Origin of the sequence: Vibrio sp. SCSIO 43136 (assembly GCF_023716565.1) — a bacterium.
Classification (GTDB): Bacteria; Pseudomonadota; Gammaproteobacteria; order Enterobacterales; family Vibrionaceae; genus Vibrio.
In genome coordinates, this window is the sequence record NZ_CP071848.1 from 1,706,766 (window position 1) to 1,725,194 (window position 18,429).

Sequence of the window (18,429 nt, forward strand, 5' to 3'; positions counted from 1 at the left end):
GTTAAAATTCGACCTAGTTAAAACAATCAGCAAGTTATCGACCACCAGCCACGTCGATAAAGGTGCCCGTGACATAAGATGCATCATCCGACAGCAGCCATGCAATCGCCTGTGCCGCCTCTTCTGCGCTGCCACCTCTCTGCATTGGTATGTTGGGAGCAAGGCGATCTACCCGGTTAGGTTCCCCACCATCTGCATGCATTTCAGTGTAGATAAAGCCTGGACGCACCGCATTGACACGAATACCTTCTGATGCAAGCTCTAATGATAGCCCTTTAGTAAGGGTATCCATGGCACCCTTTGACGCTGCATAATCTACATACTCAAATGGTGCGCCAATCCGAGAAGCCGCAGAAGAGACATTCACTATTGCTCCACTAGCATCTTGCTGGTTGATAAAGGCTTTTGAGCAGAGAAAACAACTGCCGACGTTAGACGCCATGATTTGATTAAAACGGGCATAGTCAATCTCTTTAAGCGGAGATTGGGTGGACAAGATCCCAGCATTGTTCACTAGATGAGTGACTCGCCCATACCGCTTAGATACTGCACTAAACAATTGCGAGACTTCCTCTTCGATGGAAACGTCCGCCTGAAAATGAAATGCTTCGCCGCCCTGGTCAAGGATATCTTGCACCACTTGCTCTGCACGAGTTTGGTTACTGAGGTAATTGACACACACAGCATACCCCTGCGTTGCCAGCAGCTTTGATGTCGCTGCGCCTATTCCGCGGCTACCACCCGTCACAATAGCAACTTTATCCATCTGAAATTCCTTATTCTTTTAGTGAGAGCTATTCATTAAAAAGCGGCCCTATATTAAGAACCTAACAAGCCCCGTGTAATCGCAACACGATTCTCCTTAATGTACTCAATATCATTGAGATAAGCGATTAAGTGACCCTGCTCTATATCTTGTGCAAACTGTTGATTGTCTTGAGCGGCTTGCTGGCGCATAAAATCAACTAAGGCTTGAAGGCGTTCAATCATGGCTGCCGCAAGTTGCTGACGCATCGATGTTGAGGCATCGTAACTGTCACAAAACAGCTTGGCACGAGCAATTTGGTCGTCAAGACTGCCTAGCTTATCGTTTGGGTCTGTTTTAAATGGTGACCAGCAGTAGATAGAATACGCAAGATCCCAAATTCTTGGCCCAGGGTGTGCGGTATCAAAGTCAAACACACCCGTCACTTCGTTGCCCTTTAATGCCACGTTATAAGGCGTAAAATCGCCGTGGCATATCACCTCAACGGGTGTTCTAACCTCTAACATCCAATCCATTTGCTCAATGTCATTCTGGTGAATAAAAGAGACCGTTGCATCGTGAAGGCTACGCAGAAGCTTGGCTGAAGAGATAATCGCTTGATCCGATGCAATAGCTCCTCGAAGTGGGTAGTTGTAACAGTCACCCTCGACATAAGAGAGCTTCTCATAAGGTCCATCAATGCCTAAAAACTGGGGGGATTGTAAAAAGTTTTGGGAGTGTAGGTGTTCAAGGACTCGATGAATTGTCGGGCTAAACCGCTGTGCTTTACGATAAATAACGTCTCCCTTGCGATATATTGCCGCTTCTCTTCCGCCAGAAAGTTCTTCCATAATTCTCCTAGTTGATTGTAAAAATTGGGCGCTAATTTATAGCACCCAATAATGTATTACTTGCAAAATGTATCCAAGTAGAGCGCCTCTACTTTATCTCTGGCCCACTGCGTACGACGCAAAAACTTCAGAGAAGATTTGATTGATGGATTGTTGTAAAAACAGTTGATCTGAATTTCAGCATCCAAGCCTTCCCATCCATAATGCTCCTGCAATCGCACCAACATCATTTCAAGCGTTACCCCATGCAGCGGGTTATTTGGTTGTTCTTGGCTCATCACAAAGTCCAGTTAGCCTCAATTAATGCGCCATACTACCTGAACTCCCACTAAAACACCTCATCACTTAGCTATTAACAGCTTCAATTTTGTTCCCATCAAGATCACGGACAAAAGCGGCGTAGTATGTTTCACCATATTCAGGCCGAAGCCCAGGCTTGCCTTCGCAAGTTGCACCATGGTTCAGGGCCACTTGGTAGAACTTATCAACCGCTTGCCTATCCGGCGCATTAAAAGCGATATGCACGCCATTACCTGCCGTTGGCCGCCCTTCTGTTGGCAAGCCAACCCAAAATTCGAACTGTTCACCATAGGCGATGGCAACACCTTCAATGCTATGGGTGCGCTTTATCGACAAAGTTTCTAATACGGCATCATAGAATGTGGCTGCTAAACCAACATCTTCTGTTCCCAAAGAAATATGATTTAAGATCATGAACCTACTCCATACCATCACTATCTGGCTAGAATATTCACCATCACTGCACTTTGACAAACCACTCAGAAAAATTTGAGAGTGATATCTAATCGGCCTTTAGTTTCACCGCAGTACCAAATGCCATAATTTCCGACGAGCCGTCCATGATTGCGCTGGTGGTAAATCGAATACCGACTATCGCATCTGCACCAAGATCATTAGCGTCGGAAACCAAACGTTGAATCGCCGTATTACGCGCTTCGGTCAACATCTCGGTATATCCCTTAAGTTCACCACCAACGATCCCTTTGAGACCTGCCATAATATCTCGGCCAATGTGTTTAGACTGCACGACGTTACCCGTCACTACGCCTAATACTGCTTCAATCTCACGGTTTGGTACATATTCTGTCGTTGTAAAAATCATTTATACCTCAGTGATTTGTTTTGATATATCAATTATCAATTCCTTTCGGGCCCAGCAGCTTTATATTGTGGTATGCCATCAGCGATAAGCTCCCAAGAAGCCTTGGAATCGACATAGATATGTCGACTTAGCGTCACCTCTGGGTCGCCATTGACGCACCCTAATGTCACACCGTGAACATTGCCGTCAAACACGCCAACTAAGGTCGACCCGCATATCGAGCAAAACTGTAAGCCAAATCCATGCTTCCCTACATAGGAGGTCAGCTTCTCTTCGCCAGTTACCCACTCGAATTCATCATCTTTGACCAAAGCATAAGCCGATGCCTGCGAACTAAATGCTTTACGACATCGTGAACAGTGACATGAGCGAGCATCATGAAGCTTGCCTGAGATCTTGTACGACACAGTGCCACAAAAGCACTCTCCAGTAATATCCATAATGCCCTCCCTTAATATTCAACTTACCTTTGGCATCAAGCCTAATCCATCTTAGTCACTTAAGATAAGCTCTGATGGGCTCGATCAGTGACCGATAAATGACCTCACATTATTAGCCACCAGCCGTCGCTACACGCCGCTTCTTGAGCCATTTCACCAAGCCAACTGCGGCAACCGTCAATAAAGCAAACCAATACAGTGTCGCCGACATGCTTTTGACCACCGTAAACCAAGAGGTCATCTCAACCAAATTCGCCGAAAGATCTGGGTAGCTCTGTAACATGGCATATATGCCAATATTTTCTAGGTAATCAAAAAGCGCCGAGAGTAGAGGTAAGGCTGACAGCCACAACCATCCATTACTTTGAAGTTGTGACTTATTTGCTACCCAATGAAATAGTAGGTAGTAACATACCGCAAATAGTGCTGGGTATAGAGTATCAAGCATAAGATGACGATAGTAAAAGGCTCGCCCCTCCTCTCCCAATCCATTCAATAGCGCCACCGCCATTTCATAGTTATAACCTGTGGGTGACATATCAAATATTTCCAAGCCAGATGCATAAGACATTAACTTAGGAATGGAATAGATAAGCATGAGCGAAAAAACAGCATTGGTCACAAAGAATAACACCAACACTAGCTTGCCTGACGGTTGATGAGCACGGGGAAACATCATAAGAAATCCTTAGTTTAAACATCCATATTTGACGAGTTGTCCCGCTCTTTTTAGTGAATGTATTTTGAAATAGGAGCTAACCTCATTCTACGTCAGTACTGAATGCAATTTTCGAATCTAAACTGAGAATTGGAATATAAATATGCTGATTGTGTGGTGAGAAGGTAACAGTGTTAGCTAACTCATACTGTTATAACTAGCAATTGCGAGCAGAACTAAGGCGATGATTACTCCCCCGACAACAGCCACTTTCGTTTTATCTGCCTCGGTTTTTTCACCCGAAGGGAACCGACCAAGAGTCAAAGACTTACACGTGACGTACCCGACGCCATAAGCAATAAAATCAATAATAAAAAACTGTACTGTAATCCTAACAAACCACGCAATGCCTTTTAGCACTGCATTAAATAACTCATCCATCAAATACTCTCGACTATTTAATTTCTTACCATACTTCCCTCAAGTTAAACCCAGTTGAGAGAAGTAATTATTTTTCTCGATTGGCCCTGGAATTTATAAACCACTGTTCAATGATTAATTGCATTTACTTTTTTCCATAGCCTGAGAGAGCTGTAATTCTCTTAAATACAGATAAAGCGGTAGCCCACATGAAACCCCAACAGTCAACGTGCCAAGAATAGCAAAATAACGCCACCTGACTTGATGACGATTGCCATCAACAATAATAAACCCAATTAATGCTGCCGCCGCAACTAAAATATCCAACCACGCTAGGGTACTGATTGGATTAGCAATCGCATCTTGTATTAATCGCCAGCCATCCAATCCATTCGTCGCTAGCCAAGGTACGAGCGCACCGTAAGGTAGTATCACACCAAGGATTGTTAATGCTAGGTAGAATTTCGTCATAAGTTTAAACTACCTCGAGACTATCGTATCTATTGAGAAATTCAACGGACTTCACCTTCCAGTGACATGTGCAAGACGCTGTTCTAGATCTTCAGCAGTACAGTAGCCTTGAGCTAGCGAGTACGCCTGATGGTTTTCGTCGACATAAAACAGTGCTGGAAAACCCCTTACCTGCAGTTGATGGGCAATATATAAATGCTGCTGAAATCGTGTTTCTGTCTCTTTGCTTTTAAGCGATTGATCAAAGGTCGTAGCATCGAGTCCAAAAGATGTAGCGCAGCCAATCAAAACTTCATCCAATGACGGATTTTTAGCTTGTTGGTAATAAGCAGCTTGGATTGCCTTAGCCATTTTTACTGAACTATTTTCTTCAAGAGATTCAGCTGCTATCACGGCTCGGCAAGCTTGGTAAGTGGATCTATACGGAGTGTTTACTCGCCAATAATCATGATTAAAGGTGACGCCGGCTCTAGATTCTATGTCATGCCAATACGATGCAATGGTTTGTTTAAGGCTTTCGTCCATTGGTTGGTCGGTATCTGGCGCTAATCCTCCCATAATCCAATCAATTTGAGCGGTTGGGTGCTGTGCAATTAGCTTATCTAACTCGGGTTGAAATCCATAACACCAGCCACACATAGGGTCCATCACGTAAACAAATCTCATCTTTGCTCCTAACTTACCAGTTGGTATTCAATTACATACAACTCGTCAGTGTTTGGGTATATTTCTCGAATTACCAGCTGTAGTTGCTCTAAGGTCATGTTTTCTTGGGTGGCATGAAAATCAGATAATTGTTCAAACAGAACGGGGGTAACAGAGACGATCTGCAAAGCGCAAAACCATCTCCCATCTTCAAATGCCGATACCTGAACGACCGAACCGGGTGCATAGTCCTTTTCAGCTGCATCTCGAATGGTAATCGTCTTTTTTCCTGACAAAATGTCACTCTCAAAGCGCTCAAAAAAGGTCATTTCAGTCAAACTCATATCAGCTCCAAACTCACTTACTTGTATTATGTGGGACGGTTTTCAATCGTCGTTTAATGCTTACTATCAAGCTTTAATAACATTGTGGTCGACCCAGAAAAGCCCAGCAGCCATTTTAAATATGGGAAATGTTCCACCTTGGTCGCAACGAATCCTTTGGTTTCGTAAAGCCTTTTGGCTCTTGGGTTACTGTCAATCACATCAAGCCGGACAGATTGATATCCTTCTTGCGTGGCGTAGGCAATAATCGCATCGAGCAACAACGAACCTATTCCGGCTCCTCGGCTGTCACTTTCAACCGCAATACCATCCATAACCAACTGATTTTTACTTGCCGCTCTTTCATACAAGCCAAAAATAGCGCATGCCCTTAACCCACTCCACAAACCAAGGTGATTAATCAGACCCTGCGCATCGATTCCACCCGTCAGTGAGCCTGACGTAACATTAAAACCCGCTAACCCTACTATTCGACCATCTTTAATGGCAACAAAGGAGAAGTCCGGTTGAAAACTTTTTGCAAGTATTTCAATACGCTGAGCTCTACTAGGGATCGCGAGCAGAAATTTGCGTCCAAAGGCCTCTTCGTAGAGCTGAGCCACTTTTATTGCGTGTACTCTGCTCCAACCTTGTTCAATAGATATATCCTTCATAAAAGCCACCTACTCACTGTCAATCATGCAGTTCATCTAAGTAAAGCGAAACCCATCAGGGTAGGAATGGAATCCATCAAAGTCCCCTTTACTCAACGCAACGTTATGCGCCCTTGCAATGGCGTAAACCATACTTTGATGAAACATGAAATTAGGAATGATATATCGAAAGATATAGCTGCTTTGAGGTAAGTTAACCTGATTAAAACCGGCTTTGTCTGAAAGGGTTATGCTGTCGTCTAACTCATCAATTTTTGGAAGGCTTTTTAACTGGAGTTGGATTTCAGCCAGCATGGCTTGAATCGACGACTTGTCTAGGGTGGAAGGTTCAACCAATTCAACACTTTTCCCAACTAGCGGGTAATAACCTCGAATCAGAAAATTCGCCGCAACTTGTGCCTGCACACCCAATGGGAACATCCCTTCAACGAGAGTTTCCCCAAATAGGTCTACAGGTACTTTTTCAATAACGGTAGATAGTTGGTCAAGATAACCGATAAATAGTGACTGAATTGAACTGTCCATCACATCTCCATGTGTTACACCGACAATGAAGTGTCAGTGTAACCATGTGAGTGAGATTAATACAAACTAACGTTTATTCAATTACCTGAGTGTACCTAAAGTGCAACAACTGCCTCTATCTCAATCTGAAGGTCCGGGTGTATTAGCCTAGAAACTTCGGTGGAAAGGCCGAAAGATATCCTTTACGCACCGGTTTCAGCGTACATACGTTAGCCATAACCACGAAAAACAAGCTACAGATGTTCGCCCAAAAAATTCAACAAATCGCCAACAAACAGAGCTATTACCTGTAAGAATAAACTTGATAGTGTTAGTCACCAATTTGATGAATCATGCAGAATTTTGCTTTTAAAGTAATAGCTCTAACCCTATGATTGCGCCTCACAAATAATATCAGTTCAGCGAACATCTCAATGAAGAACAATAAAAAGCTTTTATCACTAGCAGTGACCATCGGCCTGACATGCGCCTCTCAACACGTTAACGCAGCAGGATTTCAGCTCGCTGAATACTCAGCGACGGGTCTAGGGAGAGCCTATGCCGGAGAAGCGGCGATAGCAGACAATGCAAGCGCACAATGGCGCAACCCAGCCATGCTTATGTATTTGGAAGGCACGCAGATTTCGACAGGTGCTATCTACGTAAACCCAAATATAGATATCTCTGGCCAAGTTGATCATCAAACTCTCGGTAAGACCACAACCGCGAACGCTAATGATTTTGCTGATGATGCGGTCATCCCTAATCTTTACATCTCGCACCGATATTCAGACAAATTGGCAGTCGGTTTTGCGCTGAGCACCAATTACGGCATGAAAACTGACCTTGGCACTGACTTTGCGGCATCTCACTTTGGCAATGAAGCGAGTATTACCACAATGGAAGCTAACCTCAACTTGGCCTACCAAGTGTCTCAGCAGTTAAGCCTTGGTGGTGGCCTTCGTTACGTCACTGGTGAAGGAAACTTTGGTGCAACGGCACCGGCCACAAACATTGTCGGCCAACACCCGACTACCGGAGCACCTATCTCCGTACCACAAGGCACCACCTTGAAATACATGGAAGGCGATGACACCTCTTGGGGATGGCAAGTCGGTGCAGCTTGGCAGATCAACGACGACAATCGTCTTGGCTTTGCCTACAAATCTGAAGTAATGATGGACTTCAAAGGCTTTGCCAAAGGATTAACCTACGGCGACCATAAACCAGGCAAACTCTCTATCGCTCTACCAGCGACTGCCGAAATTGCGAGTTTCCATCAGCTAAATGAACAACTTGCCGTTCATGCCAGTGTAAACTGGACCGACTGGAGCTCCTTTAAAGAACTGCGAGCGGAGTTTGATGATGGCAGCTCTGACCTTATTAAGTCTGAAAATTGGAAAGACAACTATCGCTTTGCCGTGGGTGCGACTTATCAAATAGACCCAGCAATTGCCTTACGTTCTGGTATTGCCTACGACACCTCTGCGGTGTCTGATGCAAACCGAACAGCCACAATCCCAGAGACTGACCGTACATGGTTAAGCGTGGGTGCAACCTACCAAGCAAGTAAATCACTTTTGCTTGATTTAGGTGCAACGTACATTATCGCAAAAGATGCCTCTGTTAATGAGCCTCGTGATGCCTCGGACCAAACTGCGGCGGCTATTGGTGGCGCCTTTACAGGTGAGGTATCAGGTAGCGTATGGTTGATTGGATTGCAAGCTAACTACACTTTCTAACTCGGTAACTACTATCGATGAAACAAAGGCTTGGCACTATCCAAGCCTTCTTTATCCTATTGATGCAAAGATAACTTGGGCCCGCAGCCAGCAGGATAACATTTCTCTACTCTCCCCCGTTGGCCAAGATCTTTTACTTAAACCGTTACGAATCAACTAATATGAAAAGGTTCATCATTCATTTCAAGCAATTCCAGCACAAAGGGCTGTTGTTTCAATATCGAGGATAAGCCACCAACATGAGCACTTTGATTAACGCAAACTTTGACCAACGAGTAGTCATTCTTCCCAACGACTACCAATGGGTAGATTCACCAATGCCTGGCGTACAACGTATGATGTTGGATCGCATCGGTGATGAAGTTGCCCGAGCCACCTCGATTGTAAAATACCAACCAAACAGCCGCTTTTCAGAACACCTCCATACTGGTGGTGAAGAATTTTTTGTACTAGATGGGGTATTTTCAGATGAACACGGTGACTATCCCAAGGGGACTTATGTACGAAACCCCATTGGCACATCTCATACCCCAAAGATCGGTAAAGAAGGCGCAACCATACTGGTGAAACTGCAACAGTTTGATCAAGATGATAACGAACAAAAAGTCATCAACACCCTAGAACAACCATTGCAGGAGGGTGTCGCTAAGGGGCTCGAAGTCATGCCACTGCACTCCTTCCAAACTGAACAAGTTGCCCTCGTCAAATGGGCCCCCAATACTCAATTTCATGCCCATAAGCATTGGGGAGGCGAGGAGATATTTGTGCTCGAAGGATCTTTTCATGACGAACATGGTCAATACCCAGCCGGCAGTTGGATCCGTAGCCCTCATTTAAGCCAACATACCCCATTTACCAAGCAAGATGGGGCGTTGATATTGGTAAAAGTTGGACATTTGTAGGCTCGACTGTTCTACGATTCAATCTCGATACGTCGATCTTTATAGTAAAACTCTCGGTCGTGCTCACCTATCTCTCGCAAGACACGGCACGGATTACCTACCGCTACCACATTTGCCGGAATATCTTTCGTCACAACACTGCCAGCTCCAATCACTGAGTTGTCCCCAATGCTAACCCCCGGCAGGATAACTGAGTTTGCACCCACCCATACATTATTGCCTATCGTCACAGGAATATTGAATTGAGCAACACGCTTTCTCAAGCTCGGGTCAATCGGATGCCCTGCGGTTGCTATGGTCACGTTAGGGCCAATCATCACATAGTCACCAATATAAATGTGATTGTCATCAACCAAGGTTAAGTTAAAGTTCGCATACACATTTTTGCCTAGATGAGTGTGTATTCCCCAATTGGCTTGCAAGGGTGGTTCGATGTAGCAATCATCACCAACTTCTGCAAAGATCTGGTTCATTAACTCTTTGCGTTTGACGGTTTCTGACGGGCGTGAGTGGTTAAAGTCGTATAAAACTTCCAAACACTGTTGCTGTTTAGCAAATAGCGCTTCATCCTCACAGAAGTAAACTTTTTGACTATGCATTTGTTCTTTAAAACCCATCACTTCCCTCCTCAATTATATTCCCGAGCTGATATCGCTGCATTTACTAGGAATTGCGTACCTTGCGTTCTAGTTCAACTAAGGTTTCCATCTGGACCTGTGTCTGGATCATGTAGTCATTTCGAGACACTCTTAGATCCCTAGTGATTGATGACAGACTCAAACTGGGACTTCGACGCATAACCATAGCTGCGATGGTTTGCCCGGTGCGACCAACCCCTGCCCGACAATGTATCACAGGCAGCAACTTATCTGGGTCCGTCACGGCTCGACTTCCTCGCTGGAAATAAAACTCTTTCTTTTCTTCGACAATGGAATCTATCAATGTCACTAAGTTCATCGTAACAGCAGCAGGAATCGTATGATGATCTGGCCAATTGTGTACGTGCACAACAGGCACACTGACTGTTGCTTGATACCCGACGATGTTGAGCTGATAAATCTTAGCCTCTATTGATTCCCCTAAATCAACAACGTCGAGTAACTCTGAATGCGTAGTAATTCCACCATAGCTCGCAGATTGTGAAAAGTACTCAGGCAGTTGACCTCGATCCATATCTTGATAACTGGCCAGAACAACTAAAACAGGTGTCCTGTTGTCGACGATAAGTTGCAACTGCGCTTCAATTTGGTGGGGGAATGGGTATTGGGTTGCTATGGCGACATTTTTGCCATCAACCATGATGTAATTGGCGTTTAAGTCCTGACGAACACTCGTGTTCAAACTGAAGGTGAGGTTAAATCGGTCACGTTTAGGGTTAAAAGGAATACGTCGAGCGGCTCCTTTTATTCCCATTAGCAGCTGCGCTGTTGAAGGGATATCGTCTTGCATAGTTCACTCAATAGAAATACGTTCCAGCCCAATTCTACTTCACCTTAGTAACAATGCATAATCCCTAGCGTTCAACGCCTAGTAGAGGACTTAACTGAGGTTTACACGCACAAAGTGGGGGTTATCAACACAAACCTCCAGTACAGAAATTTTATCCAGTACCACAAGTGTTTGTTGCTCATCTGTTTGGAGCAAAATGCATTCTTGCTTATCGTCATTGCGAGCAGTATCAAGTGCCGTGCCCATCACAACGCCACCTGATTTCAAGGAGAGTTTAACTGGATAACGATGCATACAGGCTATCTCGACGTAATCGTATTTTTCGCAGCTGATCATGAATTTTCCTTGCTAGAGGTTGTTTTTTGCATGTGTGCTAGTTTAGGTATTTTTGCCAATGTTGCTGAGCTTTCAAGACCACTCGGTAGTCTTCGTAGTCACATGAGCTGTATAGCTTTTTAGCTGCGAGGTTATCCTCACCGACTTCTAGTGTTATTTTCAAATAGTCGTGTTCGCGACAATACCGTTCTATACCATCGAGTTGCGCCTTTCCAACACCTTTACCACGAAAGTTATCCAACACCATAAAGTCATGGATATTCATCACTCTTTGCGCTCGATACGTTGAGAACGACTCAAAGCAAACCGCAAAACCTGCAGGCTTGCTGTCTACAGAACTGACAAATCCATGAAAATAAGGCAATGCAAATAGCTGGTTAACTACATTGGAGTCTACCTCTAGAGTTGAGCCAGCTACATAGTCACTGAACAGTCCCTCAAAAATCTGCTGTTCCTCAGCATTTCCTGTGTCGATCCGCTTAATTGAAATTTCCATGTTCGCCCTATAGTAAAGTATGTTGGTTCAGTCACTTGAAGCCTCTAGCAAACTAAGCTGGCTTGTGTGAATACATTAACTATACCGAACTAAGTTTTCTATAGGTTGGCAGCTTCTTTTACTACTAAAAGGCCAGGCAAAAGAGTCGAAGGTTAAAAGCGTGAAACCGCGAGTTAGCGCCGTATGGGATGAAAACACAGTTAAAAATTAGCTTTTGACGCCATAGTCGTTTGTTAGTTGCCCGCCCCAATGCGTGGTGCTAACATTTGTACACACACAAGAGGAATGCATTATGGACACTAGAATTCAATTTCGTGTTGACGAGGAAACCAAACGTCTAGCCCAGCAAATGGCTGAGAGCCAAGGCCGAACACTTAGTGATGCTTGCCGTGAACTCACTGAGCAACTAGCTGAACAGCAAAGAAAAGCATTATCGCATGATGCTTGGTTGACAGAACAGGTAAACCTAGCATTTGAGAAGTATGACTCAGGTAAAGCCGTTTTTATTGACCACGATACAGCAAAGTTGCGAATGGAAGAGCGTAAAGCAAGAATTCGTAACCGAGGCAACCAATGATTGTCTGGGAAGAAGAATCTCTAAATGATCGTGAGAAGATCTTTGAATTTCTATACGACTTTAACCCAGCAGCGGCCGAGAAAACTGATGACCTCATTGAGTCAAAGGTTGAGTGCTCGTTAGAGCAACCATTAATGGGAGTTCAGCGAGATGGAATACAAGGCAGGCTGCTTATCATTCCTGAAATTTCGATGATTGTCTCGTACTGGGTTGAGGGTGAGAGCATTCGTATCATGCGTGTACTCCATCAAAAGCAGAAGTTCCCGATAAGCTAACTTCCGGCGCTGGGTAACTAACGCTTTGCTAAAGTGCTGCTAACACCACGGAACCCACACCAAACCACCGTAAACACTAAAGCCAACCGAACCAAAAATGCCAAAGGTTAGCCGTCATTCTTGAGCAATTTGTTATAACACATTGTTAAACATCACCTTCTGTCAAAATTTGACGACAGTTTCTCACTGTAAGAATTCGTACCTCGTGGCTCAAGCTGTAGATAATACGATAGTGGCCAAAAATGATTTCACGGTAATTGGTATTAGGCATTTCTGGAACAAAGCGCCCCATTTCGGGCATGCTTCCAAGCAACTCCGTTTTGTCGAAAACTTCGTTAACCCATTTTTCAGCAGCAGGTGGATTGTCTAAAGATATGAATTCGGCAGCATCACCGAGCTTTTGAAGGGCTAAAGGAGACCAAACTACTTTCAATTTTTAATGCGCCCTAGCACTTGAGCACGAGCATCTTCATTTGTTACACCTAAGCCAGAAGCTAACTGAGCCTCAGCAGTTCGCATCTCTTCAAGTAACTCAATCTTCTCTTGCATAGCTTCGTATTCAGCAACATCCAAAACAACTGCAACCCCTTTGCCACGTTGCGTAATAACCAAAGGCCGACGAGTTTCATTGATTTGTTTGATGTATGAAGCTACACCTGCTCGGAACTCAGATAGCGGCTGAATGTCCTGATCGAAATGAATACGGCTCATATTGAACTCCTAATGGTACAAAATAGTGTACAAATGATAGTTCAATTCGTCATCATGAGCAAGAACAGTGCACTGTGTTATAGACATAATGCCCCCCACGAGGTGCTAGCCTCCAATATCGTGGATTAGCTTGAAGCCAGAGCCATAATTAGTGTGCAAACAGCTAAATTTGGAGGCTAGCATGAGTAACGATAGCATAATTTTCATAGGCTTAGATACGCACAAGTCATTTATTCAAGTCGCAGTTCTACAAGGTCATCGTGGTGCTAAGCCAGAGCACCTTGGAAAGATTAAGGCCAATAAGTCCGCTCTCATTAAATTAGCTCAGCAATTACAATCGAAGTTTCCCAAGGCAACCTTACACTTTGTCTACGAAGCAGGACCATGTGGATACTGGACTTACCGACTACTTACTAGCCTTGGGCACTGCTGCTATGTCGTGGCCCCTCCCTCATTCCTAAAAAGTCTGGCGACCGAATCAAAACCGACAAGCGTGATGCGGCTAAACTCGCCAAGCTTTTTAAAGCTGAAGAACTTACCCCCTATTTACGTCCCTGAAGCAGAAGATGAAGCCATTCGAGACTTATCCCGAGCTAGAGAAACTGCCATGCAGGATTTAAAGGATGCCAAGCTCCAGCTCAAAGGCTTCCTTCTACGCAATAATGTTCAAGCCACTGTGAACGACAACTGGTCTAAAAAGCATCTACGGTGGCTGACTGACCTCATCATGCCTCATCACAGCCAACAAATCGTTCACCAAGAGATGATTATTACCATCAGCGAACGAATCCAACGCCTGCAAAGACTCGACAACGAACTGCTACAGCAAGCCAAAAACTGGCGATATTATCCTGTCGTTAAGGCCATACAAGCCATGCGAGGCGTCCGTTTGTTAGTCGCACTCGGAACCGTCGCCGAACTCGGAGACTTGCGTAGGTTCGACCACCCTAGGAAGTTGATGGCCTACCTAGGGCTCGTACCAACTGAAAGCTCAAGTGGAAGCAAAACAAGGCGAGGAAGCTTAACAAAATGTGGCAATAGCCGAGCAAGGCGACTACTGATTGAAGGTGCGCAAACCTACAAGCATAAAGCCAACATCTCTGTTGAGTTACAGCGTCGGCAAGAGTGTTTACCCAAAGAAGTCATTGATATTGCTTGGCGAGCTCAGCAAAGACTCTGTCGCCGTTACCAGCGACTGCTTCAAAGAGGTAAGCATCGAAATGTCGTTGTCACGGCCATCGCCAGAGAGATGATCGCCTATATCTGGGCGATTGCTCGAGAGGTAATCATCTGCGAAGCCGACCAAAAAGCTCGCATCGCAAGGTTGCCATCATGAAAATCGAATTAGTGTTAATGCATTGGATGAAGCATCGGGTGTGGCAAAACCACCGAAGGCGTTAGGACGGCAGTAAAGCAAAAGCTTTATTGAACCACGAGCATAGACTGAAGCCAGGTGCCACGACGGAACAAGTAAGGTAGGCTCTGCTCATCAGCGATGAGTAATCCACGGATATCAGCATGAGAACCGACGAAATTACTTGCTTCATCTATGCGTTAACACTATCTCTCATAAAGACAAAGGCTCTGAAAATGTAGGGGCAGAAACTTCTACGTTTTAATTGACAGTGGGGGTCATATCAACGCCCTGCTAAGGTGCGGCTAACACCACGTAACCTGAGCACAGCCACCGTAATCACTAAACTCAACCAAACCAAAAATGCCAAAGGTTAGCCGTCACTCTTAAGCAATTTGTTACGGATCCACTTGCAACAATTGTAGCAGGTTACTACAATTGGATAAATATACACACCCATAGGACTACAAATATGCCAACTGCAAGCGTACGTATTGACCAAGACCTTTTTGACAAAGCCGCTATCATGGCGAAAGCACTTAACCGCACTACTCCAAAGCAAATTGAACACTGGGCTAAAATCGGTGAAATGATGGAAGATAACCCAGACCTACCTTATGAATTTGTAAAACAAGCGATTATTGCAAAAGCTGAAAAAGAAGCTGGCAAGTTAGAGGAATACAGTTTTGACTAAGATCACCTCTGTACTTCAAACCCCTAGCTTCAAAAAAGCAGTCAAAAAGCTGCACAAAAACCAAAAAACGGATCTTGATAACGCTATCAGAGAACTTCTGAAAGATCCGTATTTGGGCGAGCAAAAGAAAGGCGATCTATCCTTTCTTCGTGTACACAAGTTCAAGATGGTAAAACAACTTACCTTACTCGGATACAGCTACGAAGACGGTACTGTTACTTTAGAGCTAATTGCACTGGGCTCTCACGAAAATTTCTACCGGGATGTCAAAAGGTTCTACTGAGCCATAACGCCTGCTTAAGCAGCTGCCATGCACAACACCCAAACAGACCACCGTAATCACATAAGCCAATTCGAACCAAAAATGCCATAGGTTGGCAGTCCGACTTCAAGCGCTTGTTATGTGCTTAGTTTGCGTAATATACGTACAGCCCTCTCATGCTCTTTACCAACCAACCCTAAACTTTGGTGAAAACGAAACCCTGAACGTTTAATCTGAGCTACATCTAAAGCTTTTTGAGCTTCTAAACTGTCGTGATTAATTATTGCGAAAGTCGTATGCCACTTAAAATAATCCAACGGAAACGTTAATTGTTCAAAACACTCTCGTAAGACGTTTGAAGCTTCAGTGTATTCACTTTCAATTTTCTGTGTTGCCACCAAATATGGATAATCTAAATATGCTTGAGTCTGGTAAGTGTTAGATGCTTTTTCACGTTTTATAATTTCTTTGTAAGTTGAAATGCAATTATCTAATTGATTAAGTTTTTTGTAGGCTGATGCTTTTGCTAACAAAGCACGAACATCTTCAGAGGCATCTATCCTGATTTCGAAGTATTCTTCTACCAACCTAAGCGTTACATCTGGATGATTTCCACTCAAACTCAATGCTTGAATTACCAAATATTGGTACCTTTGAGTTCGTGCTCTTTTCAGCTTAGAGTAAAACGCCTTCTCTATAGCTTCATTCCAGTCTTCATTTCTGTACCAATCTTCCGATGACATAACTCCTCCTAGCACATAACGCCTACTTAAGCGGCTGCCAATGCACAACACTCAAACAGACCACCGTAATCACTAAACCCAATTCGAACCAAAAATGCCATAGGTTGGCAGTCCGACTTCAAGCACTTGTTAGTTTGCCAACCCACCCTAACCTGATGGCTGGGTGCCAAGGTGCTGATTTAAAATACAACACTTAAACCGTACGCTGTTGTAAACGGACAGCTGGCCAACTCGAACACACCGCACAAACGCACGTGGCAAAGAAGAGACAATCGCAGAGTTTTTTGACCAAACACCGGCATAAAATGGCAAAGGATACTTTCACTGTTGCCAACAACAGCACTAGTAAACTCCAAACTCGATGAACAGTGTTCCAGCAAAAAAGAAGCAGCGCCTCCGAACACCAAACGAATGAAAGCTACAGTAAACGACGAGCGAACCACAAACACCTAAATCAAAGTGCCACCGGAAAGAACGTGGCTTGGTGAAGACGAACAGGTGAACACCCGAAAAACAGAACTAAGCTCTTATTTGGACTGGCTTTTTCTAAACGCAAACTAACGCCCGCTTAACTTGCTGCCAACTGCACCGAACTCAAACAAGCCACCGTAATCACTAAACTCAAACCGAACCAAAAATGCCATAGGTTGGCAGTCCGACTTCAAGCACTTGTTAGTTTGCAAACACACCCTAAGCTAAAGGCTTGGTGCCAAGATGCTGATTTAACTTACAATACTTAAACCGTACGCTGATGTAAATGGACAGCTGACCAACTTGAACACACCGCACAAACGCACGTGGCAAGAAGAGAAAATCGCAGAATTTTGCGAGCAAACACTGTGACAAAATGGCAAAGGATACTTTCACTATTGCCAACAACAGCACTAGTAAAACCCAGACTCGATGAACAGTGTTCCAGCAAAAAAGAAACAGCGCTTTCGAACAACAAAAGAATGGTCGCTTCAGTAAACGATGAGCGAGCCACAAACACCTAAATCAAAGTGCCACCGGAAAGAACGTGGCTTGGTGAAGACGAACAGGTGAACATCCAGAACACTGAACTAAGCTCTTATTTGGATTAGCTTTTTCCAACTGCACCATACTTAAACAGACCACCATAATCACATAAGCCAAACCGAACCAAAAATGCCATAGGTTGGCAGTCAGGTTGAAGCGATTGTTAGTTTTCTGATTCGATGAAGCCTAAGATTTCTTGATACTTTTCAGCGACAATGTCTACAGAGTTGTCATCATGGTAGATGCGATACAACTTACCGCCTTCACCATCGTTTGTGTTTATGAAATATGGATCACCTGAACCCGTCAAACAACTAGCTACTGCGATGTACCCCATACTTGACACTGCTATACCTGGGTAACAGTTATCTGTTTCATCGACAATCTCTAATTCGCTGAACAGCTGAAAATCCGCTCCCAACTCTGAGATATCATGCTCATCAGGGATTTCACATGTTTTACCCGTCAATTCGTTGTCTCGAAGGAAACTTAGCCAATAATCAGGTACTTTTATCACTGTAACTCCAAATGAAAACTAACGCCTGCTTAAGCGGCTGCCAATGCACGGCACCCAAACAAACCACCGTAATCACTAAACCCAATTCGAACCAAAAATGCCATAGGTTGGCAGTCCGACTTCAAGCACTTGTTAGTTTGCCAACACACCCTAAGCTAAAGGCTGGGTGCCAAGGTGCTGATTTAAAATACAATACTTAAACCGTACGCTGATGTAAATGGACAGTTGACCAACTTGAATACACAGCTCAAACGAACTTGGGAATGAAGAGACAATCGCAGAGTTTTGCGATCAAACACTGTGATAAAATGGCAAAGGATACTTTCACTGTTGCCAACAACAGCACCAGAAAAGCCCCTACTCTACCGACACTGTTTCAGCGAAAAAGAAGCAGCGCCTCCGAACACCAAACGAATGAAAGCTACAGTAAATGACGAGCGAACCACAAACACCTAAATCAAAGTGCCACCGGAAAGAATATGGCTTGGTGAGAAAGGACA

Annotated in this window: 27 protein-coding genes and 1 pseudogene; 7 read left to right on the top strand and 21 right to left on the bottom strand. The window is 44.2% G+C overall.

Translation table 11 applies throughout. The features are described from left to right. Positions 1-34: 34 nt before the first annotated feature. From J4N39_RS07885 to J4N39_RS07945, 13 genes are all read right to left on the bottom strand, one after another. Positions 35-766: an SDR family oxidoreductase gene (locus J4N39_RS07885; protein ID WP_252017804.1), complete on the bottom strand. Its 732-nt coding sequence runs from the start codon at positions 764-766 to the stop codon at positions 35-37. A gap of 53 nt (positions 767-819) precedes the next feature. Continuing rightward, complete coding sequence (locus tag J4N39_RS07890) at positions 820-1,596, bottom strand: aminoglycoside phosphotransferase family protein (RefSeq protein ID WP_252017806.1); 777 nt, start codon at positions 1,594-1,596, stop codon at positions 820-822. Positions 1,597-1,652: 56 nt separating this feature from the next. Further along, positions 1,653-1,874: a VF530 family protein gene (locus tag J4N39_RS07895; RefSeq protein ID WP_252017808.1), complete on the bottom strand. Its 222-nt coding sequence runs from the start codon at positions 1,872-1,874 to the stop codon at positions 1,653-1,655. Between the two features lie 67 nt (positions 1,875-1,941). Next, on the bottom strand, positions 1,942-2,310 hold the full coding sequence (locus J4N39_RS07900; protein WP_252017810.1) for a VOC family protein: 369 nt from the start codon (positions 2,308-2,310) through the stop codon (positions 1,942-1,944). An 88-nt stretch (positions 2,311-2,398) separates the two neighbouring features. Next, a complete protein-coding gene (locus J4N39_RS07905; protein ID WP_252017812.1) occupies positions 2,399-2,719 on the bottom strand; it encodes a heavy metal-binding domain-containing protein in 321 nt (106 codons plus the stop codon). A 35-nt stretch (positions 2,720-2,754) separates the two neighbouring features. Beyond that, the gene (locus tag J4N39_RS07910; RefSeq protein ID WP_252017815.1) at positions 2,755-3,159 is read right to left on the bottom strand and encodes a GFA family protein; all 405 of its coding nucleotides are present in this window, start codon (positions 3,157-3,159) and stop codon (positions 2,755-2,757) included. 112 nt (positions 3,160-3,271) lie between these two features. Then, positions 3,272-3,838 carry a hypothetical protein gene (locus J4N39_RS07915; protein WP_252017817.1) on the bottom strand — a complete coding sequence of 189 codons (567 nt, stop codon included), beginning with the start codon at positions 3,836-3,838 and terminating at the stop codon, positions 3,272-3,274. A 177-nt stretch (positions 3,839-4,015) separates the two neighbouring features. After that, positions 4,016-4,258: a hypothetical protein gene (locus J4N39_RS07920; RefSeq protein WP_252017819.1), complete on the bottom strand. Its 243-nt coding sequence runs from the start codon at positions 4,256-4,258 to the stop codon at positions 4,016-4,018. Between the two features lie 114 nt (positions 4,259-4,372). Further along, the gene (locus J4N39_RS07925) at positions 4,373-4,708 is read right to left on the bottom strand and encodes a DUF2834 domain-containing protein (protein ID WP_252017821.1); all 336 of its coding nucleotides are present in this window, start codon (positions 4,706-4,708) and stop codon (positions 4,373-4,375) included. A 51-nt stretch (positions 4,709-4,759) separates the two neighbouring features. Beyond that, the gene (locus J4N39_RS07930; protein WP_252017823.1) at positions 4,760-5,374 is read right to left on the bottom strand and encodes a DsbA family protein; all 615 of its coding nucleotides are present in this window, start codon (positions 5,372-5,374) and stop codon (positions 4,760-4,762) included. A gap of 8 nt (positions 5,375-5,382) precedes the next feature. Continuing rightward, complete coding sequence (gene yqfB / locus J4N39_RS07935; RefSeq protein ID WP_252023671.1) at positions 5,383-5,682, bottom strand: N(4)-acetylcytidine aminohydrolase; 300 nt, start codon at positions 5,680-5,682, stop codon at positions 5,383-5,385. Positions 5,683-5,750: 68 nt separating this feature from the next. Continuing rightward, complete coding sequence (locus J4N39_RS07940) at positions 5,751-6,350, bottom strand: GNAT family N-acetyltransferase (RefSeq protein ID WP_252017825.1); 600 nt, start codon at positions 6,348-6,350, stop codon at positions 5,751-5,753. A 36-nt stretch (positions 6,351-6,386) separates the two neighbouring features. Further along, positions 6,387-6,875: a DUF1993 family protein gene (locus J4N39_RS07945; RefSeq protein ID WP_252017827.1), complete on the bottom strand. Its 489-nt coding sequence runs from the start codon at positions 6,873-6,875 to the stop codon at positions 6,387-6,389. A gap of 413 nt (positions 6,876-7,288) precedes the next feature. Between J4N39_RS07945 and J4N39_RS07950 the strand changes: the two genes are divergently transcribed. Together J4N39_RS07950 and J4N39_RS07955 are read left to right on the top strand one after the other, a co-directional pair. Next, positions 7,289-8,596, top strand: a complete 1,308-nt coding sequence (locus J4N39_RS07950; RefSeq protein WP_252017829.1) for an outer membrane protein transport protein — start codon at positions 7,289-7,291, stop codon at positions 8,594-8,596. 248 nt (positions 8,597-8,844) lie between these two features. Beyond that, positions 8,845-9,498 carry a cupin domain-containing protein gene (locus J4N39_RS07955; protein WP_503063912.1) on the top strand — a complete coding sequence of 218 codons (654 nt, stop codon included), beginning with the start codon at positions 8,845-8,847 and terminating at the stop codon, positions 9,496-9,498. 11 nt (positions 9,499-9,509) lie between these two features. Here J4N39_RS07955 and J4N39_RS07960 read toward each other — a convergent pair whose 3' ends face one another. The 4 genes from J4N39_RS07960 to J4N39_RS07975 all read right to left on the bottom strand — a co-directional run bounded on the left by J4N39_RS07960 (position 9,510) and on the right by J4N39_RS07975 (position 11,779). Beyond that, positions 9,510-10,115 (bottom strand): sugar O-acetyltransferase, encoded by a 606-nt coding sequence (locus J4N39_RS07960; protein ID WP_252017833.1) that lies wholly within the window; start codon positions 10,113-10,115, stop codon positions 9,510-9,512. 46 nt (positions 10,116-10,161) lie between these two features. Next, positions 10,162-10,947, bottom strand: coding sequence for a protein-tyrosine phosphatase family protein (locus J4N39_RS07965; protein ID WP_252017835.1), 786 nt, complete (start codon positions 10,945-10,947; stop codon positions 10,162-10,164). Between the two features lie 90 nt (positions 10,948-11,037). Next, positions 11,038-11,283 carry a Rho-binding antiterminator gene (locus J4N39_RS07970; RefSeq protein ID WP_252017837.1) on the bottom strand — a complete coding sequence of 82 codons (246 nt, stop codon included), beginning with the start codon at positions 11,281-11,283 and terminating at the stop codon, positions 11,038-11,040. 37 nt (positions 11,284-11,320) lie between these two features. Then, positions 11,321-11,779, bottom strand: coding sequence for a GNAT family N-acetyltransferase (locus tag J4N39_RS07975; protein ID WP_252017840.1), 459 nt, complete (start codon positions 11,777-11,779; stop codon positions 11,321-11,323). Positions 11,780-12,071: 292 nt separating this feature from the next. Between J4N39_RS07975 and J4N39_RS07980 the strand changes: the two genes are divergently transcribed. Next, positions 12,072-12,356 (top strand): type II toxin-antitoxin system TacA family antitoxin, encoded by a 285-nt coding sequence (locus J4N39_RS07980; protein WP_252017842.1) that lies wholly within the window; start codon positions 12,072-12,074, stop codon positions 12,354-12,356. Further along, positions 12,353-12,631, top strand: a complete 279-nt coding sequence (locus tag J4N39_RS07985) for a type II toxin-antitoxin system RelE/ParE family toxin (RefSeq protein ID WP_252017844.1) — start codon at positions 12,353-12,355, stop codon at positions 12,629-12,631. The genes J4N39_RS07980 and J4N39_RS07985 overlap by 4 nt, the downstream gene beginning before the upstream one ends. Before the next feature lie 145 nt (positions 12,632-12,776). On the opposite strand, the gene J4N39_RS07990 is transcribed toward J4N39_RS07985, so the two are convergent. Both J4N39_RS07990 and J4N39_RS07995 read right to left on the bottom strand, forming a co-directional pair. Next, on the bottom strand, positions 12,777-13,064 hold the full coding sequence (locus J4N39_RS07990; protein WP_252017846.1) for a type II toxin-antitoxin system RelE/ParE family toxin: 288 nt from the start codon (positions 13,062-13,064) through the stop codon (positions 12,777-12,779). Next, the gene (locus J4N39_RS07995; protein ID WP_252017848.1) at positions 13,061-13,342 is read right to left on the bottom strand and encodes a type II toxin-antitoxin system Phd/YefM family antitoxin; all 282 of its coding nucleotides are present in this window, start codon (positions 13,340-13,342) and stop codon (positions 13,061-13,063) included. Before J4N39_RS07995 ends, J4N39_RS07990 begins: the two co-directional genes overlap by 4 nt. 181 nt (positions 13,343-13,523) lie before the next feature. On the opposite strand from J4N39_RS07995, the pseudogene J4N39_RS08000 reads away from it, so the two are divergent. From J4N39_RS08000 to J4N39_RS08010, 3 genes and pseudogenes are all read left to right on the top strand, one after another. Continuing rightward, positions 13,524-14,678 (top strand): annotated as a pseudogene (locus J4N39_RS08000) (IS110 family RNA-guided transposase). A 490-nt stretch (positions 14,679-15,168) separates the two neighbouring features. After that, the gene (locus J4N39_RS08005; protein WP_252017850.1) at positions 15,169-15,390 is read left to right on the top strand and encodes a TA system antitoxin ParD family protein; all 222 of its coding nucleotides are present in this window, start codon (positions 15,169-15,171) and stop codon (positions 15,388-15,390) included. Next, positions 15,383-15,673: a type II toxin-antitoxin system RelE/ParE family toxin gene (locus J4N39_RS08010; protein WP_252017852.1), complete on the top strand. Its 291-nt coding sequence runs from the start codon at positions 15,383-15,385 to the stop codon at positions 15,671-15,673. Before J4N39_RS08005 ends, J4N39_RS08010 begins: the two co-directional genes overlap by 8 nt. A 116-nt stretch (positions 15,674-15,789) precedes the next feature. Here J4N39_RS08010 and J4N39_RS08015 read toward each other — a convergent pair whose 3' ends face one another. Beyond that, positions 15,790-16,395 (bottom strand): hypothetical protein, encoded by a 606-nt coding sequence (locus J4N39_RS08015; RefSeq protein WP_252017854.1) that lies wholly within the window; start codon positions 16,393-16,395, stop codon positions 15,790-15,792. Positions 16,396-17,575: 1,180 nt separating this feature from the next. Continuing rightward, the gene (locus tag J4N39_RS08020) at positions 17,576-17,929 is read right to left on the bottom strand and encodes a hypothetical protein (protein ID WP_252017856.1); all 354 of its coding nucleotides are present in this window, start codon (positions 17,927-17,929) and stop codon (positions 17,576-17,578) included. Positions 17,930-18,429 lie beyond the last annotated feature (500 nt).